16 protein-coding genes are annotated in these 13,170 nt (G+C 37.6%); 2 read left to right on the top strand and 14 right to left on the bottom strand.

From position 1 onward, the window contains the following. Positions 1 to 68: 68 nt before the first annotated feature. Both secG and E7276_RS10950 read right to left on the bottom strand, forming a co-directional pair. The gene (gene secG, locus E7276_RS10945) at positions 69 to 311 is read right to left on the bottom strand and encodes a preprotein translocase subunit SecG (RefSeq protein ID WP_294217465.1); all 243 of its coding nucleotides are present in this window, start codon (positions 309 to 311) and stop codon (positions 69 to 71) included. A gap of 93 nt (positions 312 to 404) precedes the next feature. After that, positions 405 to 920: a hypothetical protein gene (locus E7276_RS10950; protein ID WP_294217468.1), complete on the bottom strand. Its 516-nt coding sequence runs from the start codon at positions 918 to 920 to the stop codon at positions 405 to 407. A 134-nt stretch (positions 921 to 1,054) separates the two neighbouring features. On the opposite strand from E7276_RS10950, the gene E7276_RS10955 reads away from it, so the two are divergent. Beyond that, complete coding sequence (locus E7276_RS10955) at positions 1,055 to 1,843, top strand: putative ABC transporter permease (protein ID WP_294217470.1); 789 nt, start codon at positions 1,055 to 1,057, stop codon at positions 1,841 to 1,843. A 54-nt stretch (positions 1,844 to 1,897) separates the two neighbouring features. On the opposite strand, the gene yajC is transcribed toward E7276_RS10955, so the two are convergent. From yajC to mtaB, 11 genes are all read right to left on the bottom strand, one after another. Further along, on the bottom strand, positions 1,898 to 2,203 hold the full coding sequence (gene yajC, locus E7276_RS10960) for a preprotein translocase subunit YajC (protein WP_294217564.1): 306 nt from the start codon (positions 2,201 to 2,203) through the stop codon (positions 1,898 to 1,900). Positions 2,204 to 2,328: 125 nt separating this feature from the next. After that, entirely contained in the window at positions 2,329 to 3,465 is a 1,137-nt protein-coding gene (gene tgt, locus E7276_RS10965; RefSeq protein ID WP_294217472.1) for a tRNA guanosine(34) transglycosylase Tgt, read from the bottom strand. Next, positions 3,462 to 4,556, bottom strand: a complete 1,095-nt coding sequence (aroC, locus tag E7276_RS10970) for a chorismate synthase (protein ID WP_294217475.1) — start codon at positions 4,554 to 4,556, stop codon at positions 3,462 to 3,464. The genes tgt and aroC overlap by 4 nt, the downstream gene beginning before the upstream one ends. A gap of 49 nt (positions 4,557 to 4,605) precedes the next feature. Further along, positions 4,606 to 5,658: a lactonase family protein gene (locus E7276_RS10975; protein WP_294217478.1), complete on the bottom strand. Its 1,053-nt coding sequence runs from the start codon at positions 5,656 to 5,658 to the stop codon at positions 4,606 to 4,608. A gap of 20 nt (positions 5,659 to 5,678) precedes the next feature. Further along, complete coding sequence (locus E7276_RS10980) at positions 5,679 to 6,905, bottom strand: peptidase U32 family protein (protein ID WP_294217480.1); 1,227 nt, start codon at positions 6,903 to 6,905, stop codon at positions 5,679 to 5,681. Positions 6,906 to 6,907: 2 nt separating this feature from the next. Next, positions 6,908 to 7,549: an O-methyltransferase gene (locus tag E7276_RS10985; RefSeq protein WP_294217483.1), complete on the bottom strand. Its 642-nt coding sequence runs from the start codon at positions 7,547 to 7,549 to the stop codon at positions 6,908 to 6,910. A gap of 1 nt (position 7,550) precedes the next feature. Then, on the bottom strand, positions 7,551 to 9,227 hold the full coding sequence (locus E7276_RS10990) for a ribonuclease J (protein WP_294217486.1): 1,677 nt from the start codon (positions 9,225 to 9,227) through the stop codon (positions 7,551 to 7,553). 36 nt (positions 9,228 to 9,263) lie between these two features. Next, entirely contained in the window at positions 9,264 to 9,527 is a 264-nt protein-coding gene (locus tag E7276_RS10995; RefSeq protein WP_294217489.1) for a DUF1292 domain-containing protein, read from the bottom strand. A 1-nt stretch (position 9,528) separates the two neighbouring features. Continuing rightward, a complete protein-coding gene (ruvX, locus tag E7276_RS11000; protein WP_294217492.1) occupies positions 9,529 to 9,954 on the bottom strand; it encodes a Holliday junction resolvase RuvX in 426 nt (141 codons plus the stop codon). Beyond that, positions 9,954 to 10,220 (bottom strand): IreB family regulatory phosphoprotein, encoded by a 267-nt coding sequence (locus E7276_RS11005; RefSeq protein ID WP_294217495.1) that lies wholly within the window; start codon positions 10,218 to 10,220, stop codon positions 9,954 to 9,956. Before E7276_RS11005 ends, ruvX begins: the two co-directional genes overlap by 1 nt. Positions 10,221 to 10,289: 69 nt before the next feature. Further along, on the bottom strand, positions 10,290 to 11,609 hold the full coding sequence (gene mtaB, locus E7276_RS11010) for a tRNA (N(6)-L-threonylcarbamoyladenosine(37)-C(2))-methylthiotransferase MtaB (protein WP_294217497.1): 1,320 nt from the start codon (positions 11,607 to 11,609) through the stop codon (positions 10,290 to 10,292). A gap of 91 nt (positions 11,610 to 11,700) precedes the next feature. Between mtaB and E7276_RS11015 the strand changes: the two genes are divergently transcribed. Continuing rightward, positions 11,701 to 11,931, top strand: coding sequence for an HPr family phosphocarrier protein (locus tag E7276_RS11015; protein ID WP_028243612.1), 231 nt, complete (start codon positions 11,701 to 11,703; stop codon positions 11,929 to 11,931). Positions 11,932 to 11,986: 55 nt separating this feature from the next. Here E7276_RS11015 and thiI read toward each other — a convergent pair whose 3' ends face one another. Next, a complete protein-coding gene (gene thiI, locus E7276_RS11020) occupies positions 11,987 to 13,168 on the bottom strand; it encodes a tRNA uracil 4-sulfurtransferase ThiI (protein ID WP_294217501.1) in 1,182 nt (393 codons plus the stop codon). Between the last annotated feature and the right edge of the window lie 2 nt (positions 13,169 to 13,170).

Here is a 13,170-nt window from a genome sequence, read left to right on the forward strand (position 1 = left end):
TCCTCCTAAGTAACGTCTACATAAAACACGAAAAGCCACCCAAACGGGTGGCATAAATATCATAAAACTTAAAAACTCTTAATATTAAGAACTGCAGAAAGTACAAAGAAAAGAATAACACAAACGCTTGTAAGCTTAACAAGTAATCCTTCTCTAGAACGTCCTTTGTTGCGGCTCCAATATGAGTCAAACTGCTGTCCTGATAAAGAACCGAGTCCGTTCTGCTTTCCTTCCTGGAATAATATTATAACTGTGAGTGCCACACAAATAGCTATTAATAGAATAATAAGTACTAATTTTAATGTTTGCATAATGCCTCCTAATTAGGGCTAAAATTTATAATACTTGTTACTAGTTTTCGCAACATTTGAAGTATATCATAGCATTCTTTCGATTTCAACCCTTTATAATCGAGCATCAAAATTCATTCCTGCCAATAGTCCTTCATCAGCAGCTTTTCTCTGTTTTTGATAAGGATTATCTTCATTAGGATATTTTATTTGTGTGGTGGTTGTTCCGCCAGAAACATAAGATTTACCGCATTCAGGGCAGATTGCAGTATGTATAGCAACCGATGCATTTAGAACCTTCCCGCCCTCTTTTTTAGCTTTGTCATAAGCGTTAGAAACATGCTCCTGTTCATGACCACGAACTCGAGACGCCGCAGCCTCAGGAGAAACATGCTGGGCAGACTTAAAAGAAACCTGTTCATCACTTCCATCCTGATATTTTCTTGAAGCACAGGTTTCACATTCAATAATACCTGCTCGTTTGGCCGCACGTTCAGAGGTAAAATTTTTGGCTAACGCATCATTTTTACCCTCTGCTTTAAGCTCCTCAGCCACACGAGTAGATCCATATGAATTGTATGGTCCTATACCAGCACCTGGCATATTATATGCTGAACTAATACCTAGCATAAAAACACCACCTTTACCACTGCCTATAGTTATTTTTACTATATCATCTTAATAAGAAAAATCTATGAACACCTTTTATTTTGTTAAAATGAGTTTTATACTATCAATATTATGTTAAATGCGGGGGAAGAATTATGTTAAGTAGATATTTTGTATACTTTATTATATATAGCTTTTTAGGTTGGATTTACGAGACAATCTATTGCACTCTACACGAGAAAGCATGGGAAAACAGAGGCTTCTTATATGGACCTTGTATTCCCCTTTACGGTGTTGGTGCCACGCTAGCCCAGTTTTTATTTGTTGATTTACCTTTTTATGGAGTCAACCACCCATCATATTTAACAATCTTCCTTGGTTGCGCTCTAGGTTCTTTCATTCTAGAATATTCCACCTCATACGTTTTGGAAAAACGCTTCCATGCCAGATGGTGGGATTATTCAGAATTTCCATTAAATATCAATGGTCGAGTATGTCTAATATTTACTGCATGCTTTGGCGTAGCAGGCATTATAGTCACCCAGTATATTGTCCCACCTGTGGTATGGGTACTAGCTTTTATACCTGAGACTATAATCGAGCTACTAGCTCTCATATTCATGTTTTTGTTTGGATTTGACATGGCATTAACTATTTCTGCTCTTACTAGTTTTGCCAAAGAATTTGAACGTATCAATGAACAAATTAATGCTCAAATGGCTGAAAGAATTCAGGCTGCCTTTGCAAAGCACGAACCTGTTACCCAGTCTGACATAGACATGAAGGAACAGCTTTCTACTGAATACGTAAAACAATGGATCAAAAACGCCACTGCTACTCAGCGTGGCCAGTTCCGTCACATTGCAAAGTTTACTCACCCTGTAGCGTCTACAAAAGCTTTGTTGGATAAAGGCTCTGAATATTTAAGAAGAAAAAAGAAGTAATAAAAAACATCTGCCAATCGAATTGATAAGCAGATGTTTTATTTTACCTAATTATTATTTAGCATTCTCGTTAGCTTTAACTGCATCCTCTGGCTTCTCAACCTGTGCAATAGCAGCCTTCTGCATTGGAATACGGCAGTTCTTGTTGCTACCAAACTCTACAATAACTGTAGTCTCATCTGGAATTGAAATAACAACACCGTAAAAACCGCTAGTTGTAAGTACTGTATCTCCAACAGCAAGAGCATTCATCATAGCTGTCTTAGCGTTCTGCTCCTTTTTCTGTGGGCGAATCATGAAGAAATACATGAATACAAAAAGTACTACAATCCAAATAATCAAGCTGATTGAACTATTCATTCCGTCCATCAAATTATCCTCCTAAATCTTGACTCACTAGAAGTCTTTATAACACTGAAATCTATTTTACATAAATACTATTTCTTAAGCAAGAAAATTTAGCCTAATTAATATTATTTTAAGAATTAGTCTTCTCCTGCAGCCATAGATTCTAATTTGAACTTCTTGTAAGCCGCAAAATTACCTGTATCTAAGGCATCTCTAATCTCTTCCATCATAGTATTGTAGAAATAAAGATTATGCAGAACGCAAAGTCTCATACCAAGCATTTCTTTGGCCTTTAACAAATGTCTAACGTAGGCTCTAGAATATGTTCTACATGTAGGGCATCCACATCCCTCTTCGATAGGTCTCATATCCTTTTCAAACTTCTGATTGAAAAGATTGAGTTTGCCATGATTTGTATAAACATGACCATGGCGTCCATTTCTACTTGGGTAAACACAGTCAAAGAAATCAATTCCTCTGTCAACTGCCTCTAAAATGTTAGCAGGTGTTCCTACGCCCATCAAATATGTAGGCTTATTCTGTGGTAAATGAGGAACTACATTATCCAAAACATCATACATCTGCTCATGACTCTCACCTACAGCAAGTCCACCAACAGCATAGCCTGGTAAATCAAGCTCTGAAATCTGTTTTGCATGTTCAATACGAATGTCATTGTAAATGGCACCTTGGTTAATACCAAAAAGAAGCTGTTCTTTGTTTATGGTATCCTCTAAGGAATTAAGGCGATTCATTTCTTCTTTGCATCGATATAGCCATCTAGTTGTTCTAGCGACAGAATCCTCTACATATTTACGTTCTGCAAGTGCAGGTGGGCACTCATCAAATGCCATAGCAATTGTAGAACCAAGATTTGATTGAATCTGCATAGACTCTTCTGGACCCATAAAAATCTTGCGCCCATCGATGTGGGAATTAAAGGTAACACCCTCTTCCTTGATTTTTCTGATACCAGCAAGAGAAAATACCTGGAATCCGCCTGAATCAGTGAGGATTGGTCTATCCCAAGCCATGAACTTATGAAGACCGCCAAGTTCTTTTATGAGTTTATCTCCAGTTCTAACATGAAGATGATATGTATTCGATAATTCAACCTGACATTTTATTTCACGCAAATCATCAGTAGATACAGCTCCTTTGATTGCAGCAACTGTACCAACATTCATAAATACAGGTGTCTCAATAACACCGTGAGCAGTGTGAAATCTTCCCCTTTTGGCCCTTCCCTCAGTTTTTAATAATTCGTATTTCAATTTTTATAAAACTCCTTAATATATTCAACTCTATCTGTCATATGACTAAGCATTGCATCACAGATAGTAATAGCACACATGGCCTCTATAACAACCACAGCTCTTGGAACAATAACAGGATCATGTCTACCATGTATCTCGATATCTACTTCTTCCCCCTTCTCATTTACAGTATGCTGCATTTGAGAAATTGAAGGAGTTGGTTTGATGGCAGCTCTAACGATAATGTCATCACCATCAGAAATGCCTCCAAGTATTCCACCACTATGGTTAGTAGATTTAATTATTTTATCATCAAAAATTTCAAATTCATCATTATTAAGTTTTCCTGTAGATTTAGCAGCAGCAAAGCCATCGCCAATCTCCACACCCTTAACTGCACCGATTGATACTAATGCTTGAGCAAGCTTAGCATCTAATTTATCAAATACTGGATCTCCTATGCCAGCAGGAACTCCAGTTACAACACATTCAACTACACCACCTGCACTATCTTGATTCATGATACATGCATCAAGATATTCCTCTGCAGCTTTAGCAGCGAATGCATCTGGCATGGCAACAGAATTCAGATCACGCTCACCCAATTCAAACTCCGAAATAGATACATCACCAATAGATTTCGTATATGCGAATACTTCTATTCCTAATTCTCTAAGGAGCTTGGCACAAATAGCTCCTGCAGCAACTCTTCCAATAGTTTCTCTACCAGAGGAACGTCCGCCACCTCTATAATCACGTCTTCCAAATTTCTCATAGAATCCAAAATCAGCATGACCTGGTCTAAAAGTATTTGCAATGTTGCCGTAGTCCTTTGAATGCTGATCATTATTTCTAACCATCAAAGAAATAGGTGTTCCGGTAGTATGTCCCTCAAAAACACCTGAAAGAATCTCTACTTTATCGCCCTCAGCTCTTTGGGTTGTGTATTTAGACTGTCCTGGTTTCCTACGGTCTAAATATATTTGAATATCTTCTTCACAAAGACTTAAGCCTGCTGGAAAACCATCAATAACCACGCCTAAAGCAGCTCCATGAGACTCACCCCATGTTGTAATAGTAATTTTGTTGCCGAATGATGAACCTGCCATTTCAATACCTCCAAAAAAGGGGCTGTAATCACAGCCCCAAGTAAAAGCCCTATTTAATCTTTACAATGATAATGCTATTTGGTTTAGCAATTTTGATTGGTGCATTCTGCATAAGTGAATGTCCATGTTCTTTATCAATAGTAAAGCTTCTGATTTCGTTTGTATCGTGATTAAGTGAAACGTAATATTTATCACCTGGTAATACAGCAAAGCTCTTTGGATAATCTCCACTAATAAAGCTGTGTGAGAAATAAGAAATCTTTCCTGACTTTGGATCTCTCTTGTACATGCAAATAGCATTGAGACCATCAACACTGGCATATATAAAATTGCCATCCTCACCGAATCTAATATTTGTACCAGTACTAATTTCCTCATCCTCCCCAACAAGAAGTGAAACAGTCTGGATATTCTCGAAATCAGGATGATCCTCAATAATATGATAGTCATAAACTAAAATCTCATTAGACATTTCAGTAATGACATATGCATATTTGCCATCTGGTGAGAATTTCATTTTAAGAGGTGCTGAACCCATTGTGCATCTAACGATATCAACAAGACGAAGCTTGCCCATCTCGTAGTCTACCTCGTATATTTTGATCTGATGAAGACCATTTTCTACAACACAAAGGAATCTCTCATCTGGAGTAAGCTCAACACATGTGCAGTGTGGGTAAAGAGGTCTATCAGCAACTGATTTACCAATTCCCTGATGGAAAATACCATCTGCAATACCAGCAATACTGCCATCCTCATTAAGCTTCATCATGGTAACACGACCATCATGATATCCTGCAACGAATAAATATCTATTTTGAGAATCAACGCAAAGGTTGCAACCACGCATACCTCCAACCCATTCCTGATTCATTTTTTCAAGGTCGCCATTCTCAAGAATTCTGAATGATGCAACACCCTCATCTGCAATAGAATATAAAAATTTATTATCCTTTGAATTAATAATATCTGAAGGATTATTAATAGGTGCAACACTCTGTTCTTTAAGTACGCCAGTATCAGGATCAACATCATAAACATAAATACCAACGCTTGTCTCATGAGTGTAAGTTCCAACGTAAGCTACATATTTGTCTGCCATTGTATTCTCCTCGTATTTAGCTATGCTTCTTTGCGTCTAAGTATATCAAACTCATCTGGAGTAACTGAAAGCTTAATGAAAAGCTTTTGCTTTGGATGAGGACAACTCTCCATATCTGCTCCATTTTCATCCTTTATACCTAAAACTTTTACTTCTATATTATCTCCGTTTGGCTTCATAATTTCAATAGTTTCGCCAACTGAAAATTTATTACGCTGTTCTATCTCAAAGAAACCTTCGGAATTAGTAGCGCCAGCGATACCTAAATACGTATATCCGATATTATATGTATTGTTGTCGTAAATCTGTGACTCCTCTGATGGCTTACCATAGAAGAATCCAGTAGTAAACTGACGATAAGTACATGCAGAAATTTGTTCCTTGTACCAATCTAAATTTGCTTCATATTTTTCAACAGATTCCTTGCAATCATCAATAGCCTTGCGATAAGTTCTAGCTACTGTTGCAACATAAAGAGCAGTCTTCATACGACCCTCAATTTTGAAGCTGTCAATACCTGACTCTAACAAATCAGGAACATGCTCTATCATACACAAATCTTTTGAATTGAAAATGTATGTACCTCTCTCATTTTCTTCGATTGGAAGGTACTCACCTGGACGCTGTTCCTCAACAACAGCATATTTCCATCTGCATGGATGAGTGCACTCGCCGTGGTTAGCATCTCTTCCAACAAAGTAATTTGAAAGAAGGCAACGACCTGAATAAGAAATACACATTGCACCATGGATGAAGGTTTCGATTTCTAAGTCATCAGGGATATTTGCTCTAATCTCTTTGATTTCTTTTAAAGATAATTCTCTGGCTGAAACTACTCTAGTGGCCCCAAGATCATACCAGAATTTGTATGTACCATAATTAGTATTGTTTGCCTGTGTACTAACATGACGCTCAATATTAGGACAAATCTCCTTTGCCAACATAAATACAGCTGGATCAGCAATAATTAAAGCATCAGGACCAATTTCTTTTAATTCCTTGAAATATTCCTTAACGCCTTCAAGATCCTCATTGTGAGCTAAAATATTGGCTGTAACATAAACCTTTACTCCATGATCGTGAGCAAATTTAATACCCTCGATCATATCTTCCTTTGAGAAGTTCTTTGCCTTTGCTCTAAGACCATAAACCTCTCCACCGATATAAACTGCATCTGCTCCATAAATTACAGCAACCTTTAATACTTCAAGGCTGCTAGCTGGAACTAATAATTCTGTATTTCTCATTACTATCCTTTCACACTAATACTAACACCGTCTCCAAGAGGAAGAATCGTCGTAGTAAAATCGCCATCATGTGTCAATTCGTAAAGATAATCTCGCATTCTTTTGTGAATGGTACGATTACGTCTGGTAATAGCATAACGTGACTCAATAATATCTCCATCCTGTAAAACGTTGTCAGTAACTACCACACCGCCACTTCGAATCAATCTTTTTATTTCTGGCCAGAAATTAATGTATTGACCCTTAGCTGCATCCATAAATATGAAATCAAATGGTCCCTCTAGAGTAGGGAGAATTTCCATTGCATCCCCCTCTAAAAGTGTAATTTGATTATCTCTGCCAGTTCTTTTGAAATTCGCATTTGCGATAGGAATGCGAGGCTGGTAATTCTCAATAGTGGTAATCACTGCATCCTCGCCAGCTGCCTCAGCCATAACATTTGCAGAAAAGCCAACTGCGGCCCCCACCTCTAAAATACGCTTTGGTTGATTCATTCTGATTAGCAGCTGAAGCAGATTAACTGTTTCAGTTCTAATAATCGGAACGTAGGTCTCTAAAGCTTCTTTTTGGATTTCCTGTAAAACAGGACTAAGCTCTGGATAGAGACTATTTAGGTAAGTGGTATATCTTTCATCAACAATCATTTTAAACTTCCATAATGATTGGAATAATCATTGGTCTACGCTGTGTTTCGTGCCATACAAAATCAGAAAGATTATCTCTGATTTCTGATTTAATTTTGTTCCAATCAGTAATATTCTTTTCTTCAAGAGCTTCCATTGTCTCGGTAAGAACTGCTCTTGCGCTGTCCATCAAGTCCTCAGAATCTCTAACGTAGACAAATCCTCTCGATACGATATCAGGACCAGCAAGAACTGTACCTGAAGCGCTGTCTAAAGTAAGAACTACAATAATAATTCCATCCTCAGCAAGCTTCTGTCTATCTCTAAGAACTATATTACCTACATCACCGACACCAATACCATCTACCATAATAGCGCCAGTATGTACATGACCTGTAATCTTAGAATAATTATCTCCTAATTCAAGAACATCTCCTGAACGAATAATTTTGATATGGTCATGATCCCAACCAAGGGACTCAGCGATTTTAGCCTGAGCTGTAAGGTGTTTGAACTCGCCATGCACTGGAATGGCAAACTGAGGACGTACCAAAGAATAAATAAGCTTGATTTCCTCAGCACAAGCATGTCCCGAAACATGAACATCCTGCATTACGATTTGTGCTCCACGCATAGTAAGGTCATTTATAACATTGGATACTGCCTTTTCATTACCTGGAATTGGATGTGATGAAAATACAATCATATCTCCAGGCTTGATTTGAACCTTTTTGTGAGTGCCGTTAGCCATACGCGAAAGCGCAGCCATAGACTCACCCTGAGAACCAGTTGTAACAAGTACAATCTTCTCATCAGGATATGCCTTTAGTGATTCAATATCAATAAGTGTATTATCTGGAATGTGAAGGTATCCAAGCTTTTGAGCTGTATCAATAGTATTAACCATTGAACGGCCCTCTACACATACCTTTCGTCCGTATTTATCAGCTGAGTTAATAATCTGCTGAACACGGTCTACGTTTGATGCAAATGTTGCAATGATAATACGTGTTTTATCATTGTCAGCAAAAATAGAATCAATTGTTTTACCTACAGTTTTCTCAGAGGCAGTAAAGCCAGGGCGCTCTGCATTTGTACTATCGCACATAAGAGCAAGTACACCCTTTTTACCGATTTCTCCTAAACGCTGTAAGTCAATTGGGTCACCATAAACAGGTGTGTAATCTACCTTGAAATCTCCAGTATGAACTACGATACCTGCAGGTGAATAAATAGCAAGAGCCGCAGCATCCTGAATACTGTGATTTGTACGAATAAACTCTACTCTAAAATCACCAGCATTAATATGTGTACCGTATTTAACTACCTTACGCTTAACCTTTGTAAGCATCTTGTGCTCCTCGAGCTTGTGCTCAATAAGGCCGTTTGTAAGCTTAGTTGAGTAAATAGGACAAACATTAAGCTCCTTAAAAACATAAGGAATAGCACCAATATGGTCCTCGTGACCATGGGTGATAAAAAAGCCTTTAAGCTTGTCTTGATTCTCCTTCAGATATGAAATATCTGGAATAACCAGATCTACGCCCAGCATATCGTCCTCAGGAAATGAAAGTCCGCAATCCACCACAATAATACTGTCTCCATATTGGAAAGCAGTAATATTCATGCCGATTTGCTCAAGACCTCCAAGTGGAATAATCTTTAGCCTTTCAGCTGTCTGTTCAGTTTTCTTTTTCAAAAAATAACCTCCTAATTCAATTTAAAAACATCGTAATTAATAATCAATGTCAGCATCCTCGCCAACTAACTCTTCAAATAGTTTTGCTACTGCTTCGAATTCAACATCATCCTCTACAAATTCATAGACAATATTGTCGCCTTCATCAGCAACTGCTTTAAGGATAGTGCCTTCACTATCCTCATTCTCATCTTCGCTATCGCAAACAAGTAAATATTTATTTCCAGAAAGCTGGGTCTCTTCTAGTACATAAAATGTTAAATCTTCTCCATCTGCTCCAGCTAAAATAATCTTATCCATATTATCTCCTATTATCTAAGTAATCCTGTAAAATGATTGCCGCTGCAATCTGGTCAATAACCTTTTTGCGGTCTTTTTTAGCAACTCCAGACTCTTCAAGAATCTCATCCGCATATACAGTAGTAAGTCTTTCGTCAACTAGCTCAATAGGAATATCAACTCTCTTTTCTAAGAGTGCTTTGAATTTGAGGGTATCCTCACAACGGAATCCCTCACTATCATCCATATTTCGTGGATATCCAAGAATAATTTTCTCTACTGAATATTCATCACAAATTTCTTTTATTCTAACAAGAGTATGACGCAAAGCACTGGCTCTCTCACGAGTGATTGTCTCAAATTCTTGTGCAGTCAAAAGCAAAGGGTCACTAAGCGCGACCCCCACAGTTTTTGTCCCATAATCAAGACCAAGAATTCTTCCTGCCATTACTTGCTCCAGCTCTCACTAGAAATGTATTCCTTAAGAAGCTCCTCAACGAGCTCATCACGTTCAACCTTCATAATAAGGCTTCTTGCATTATTATGACTTGTGATATATGTAGGATCACCAGACATAATGTATCCCACAATCTGATTCACCGGATTATAGCCTTTCTCTGATAATGCACTATACACCTGCTCAAGTACATCCTTAACTCCAACAGGATTCTCCTTTTGAACCTTAAAATATTGTGTGTTACTTAAATCTGCCATAATTACCTCGTCTCTCAAAAATCCCACAATATAGCAACCATTACTGAGATTATTGTAATATAGAAATGCCTAAATTTCAATAACCAAGTACTGCCCGTCACCGGCAACATCTGTAGCTTTCGCTTTCAAAATACAATTGCTATAATCCTTATTATTTTCATTCAATAGAGCACATTTAATATACTCTTTTGAATAACCTACAAAATATTCTTTTCCATCGATAGTAGCTTTTTCTTCTAGTAGAACATCAAGCGTTTTACCAATATGATTCTTTCTATATGCTAGTGTGCTTTCATTACCCTTTGCAATAAGTCTAGCACTTCTATCCTTTTTAATCGCGTTAGTTAACTGGCCAGGCATTGATGCAGCCTTTGTACCAGCGCGCTTAGAGTAGGCAAAAACATGAAGCTCATAAAAAGCTATCTGCTCAACATAATCTTCTGTAATCTGGTATTCTTCCTCTGTCTCACCTGGGAATCCAACAATAATATCAGTTGTGATAGCAGGATCATCAAAATATTTTCTAAGAATAGCGACTCCATTAGTATACTCTTCAATTGTGTATTTTCTGTTCATTCTTTTAAGAACAGTATCACATCCTGATTGCAAAGATAAATGGAAATGTGGACATATCTTTTTCAATGCAGATACTCTCTTTGCAAAATTCTCTGTGACAATCTGTGGTTCTAACGAGCCCATTCTAATTCTCTCTATACCTGGAATTTGTTCTACAGCCTCTAGTAGATCTGCCAAACCATAATCCTTGCCGTTTCCATATGAGCTTAGATGAATGCCTGTAATAACAACCTCTTTATATCCATTGTTTGCAAGCCCTGTAACCTCTGTCACAACATCCTCAATGTCTCGGCTTCTGATGCGACCTCGAGCAAATGGAATAATGCAGTAGCTGCAGAACTGGTTACATCCATCCTGAACCTTAACGAAGGCTCTAGTATGTTCAGAATCCTTCTCGATAATCATATTCTCGTAGTCCACATTGCCTTCGTTAATATCTATATAATCAAGAATTGGTTCTCCACCAAGATTCTCATAATATTCGTGAATTTTAGGAACTAAATCGTTCTTTTTATTATTTCCAAGGATAATATCTGCTCCAAGCTCCTCTGCTATATCCTTACCAAAATTTTGAATATAGCAACCAGCTGCCACAACACAGGCATCAGGATTAAGCTTTTTGCATTTATGTATCATTTGTCTTGATTTTCTATCAGCAATATTTGTAACAGAACAAGTATTGATGACATATACATCTGCCTGTTCATCAAAACTAACTATGGTAAATCCGTCTTTTTTTAAGAGCTCTTCCATGGCTTCTGTTTCATATGCATTAACCTTGCATCCAAGGTTGTGTAAAGCTGCTTTTTTCATTGATATTTTAGCCTTTCTATTTGACTTTTAACTGCCATTGTTTTAGTATAAATTTATATATTTAATATAAATCTTTGGAGGAGGCAGCAGAATGAAAACAGTTCAAATTTCTCTTAACTCAATCGACAAGGTAAAGTCTTTTGTTAACACAATTAGCCAATTTGACTATGATTTTGATCTAGTAAGCGGACGTTATGTAATTGACGCAAAGTCTATTATGGGCATCTTCTCACTTGACTTATCTAAGCCTATCGATCTTACAGTTCATGCTGAAGGCGATGCTGAGGACGTAATGTCTACATTAAAGGATTACATCGTTTAATCTTCGCTATTAGTAATAATATTAGGAGCCTTGCAATTGCAAAGCTCCTTTTTATTTATCTTACTTTTACAATCTCAACTGTCTCTATAGCTTGCTTCATAAGCTCATCAATCTTCTCATCCAAATTATGCTCATGCTTCTCAATAGCCTCAAGCTTTGGTTTTGTCACTGGATGCTTTGCAACGAAAATTGTACAACAATCCTCGTATGGCAAAATCGATGTCTCGTAAGTATCAATCTTTTCAGAAATATCTACAATATCCTGCTTATCAAAAGCAATTAATGGTCTGTATACAGGAAGTGAACATACCGCATTAGTACAATTTAATGACTGCATAGTCTGGCTAGCAACCTGGCCAATTGACTCACCTGTAACAAGTCCAAGACAATCATTTTCCTTAGCGAAATGCTCAGCAATTCTCATCATGTATCTTCTCATGATAATAGTAAGCTCCTCATGAGCACACTGCTGATAAATGTATAACTGAATATCTGTAAAATTAACTATATGTAAATCGATTGGTCCAGAATACTTAGCAACAAGCTTTGCTAAATCAACAACCTTTTGCTTTGCCTGCTCTGAAGTATATGGTGGCGCATGGAAATATGTAGCAGAAAGTGTAACGCCACGCTTTGCAATCATATAACCAGCTACAGGAGAATCAATTCCACCTGAAAGCAAAAGCATAGCCTTGCCTGCTGTGCCAACTGGCATACCACATGGTCCAGGAATCTCTGTAGAATAAATCGCAATGTTCTCTCTAACTTCTACATAGATAATTTTGTCTGGCTTGTGTACATCTACATGCATCTCTGGGAATGCATCAAGTAAGCGTGCACCAATTTCTGCAGCAACCTCCATTGATGTCATAGGGTATTGCTTGTTTGCACGGCGTCCCATTACCTTAAATGAAAAGTTCTTGTCCTCAAACTCTTCATCAACATACTTAATAACTGCCTCTGCCATTTTATCGAAGCCCTCGTCTGGGACTACTACTGTAGGGCAGATTGCGCTGATACCAAAAACATGCTGCAATGCAGCTACTGCCTCATCATAATCGTACTCTCCCTCAACAGAGATAAAGATACGACCACTTTGTTTTTTAACGATAAAGTTGCCATCTACTTCGTAGAGTGCTCTCTTAATCTGACGAACAAGTGCATCCTCAAAAACATAGCGGTTCTTGCCCTTAACACCTATCTCAGAATATTTAATTAAAAATGCTTGATATGTCATAA

It is taken from the genome of Pseudobutyrivibrio sp., assembly GCF_015057185.1.
Taxonomy (GTDB): domain Bacteria; phylum Bacillota; class Clostridia; order Lachnospirales; family Lachnospiraceae; genus Pseudobutyrivibrio.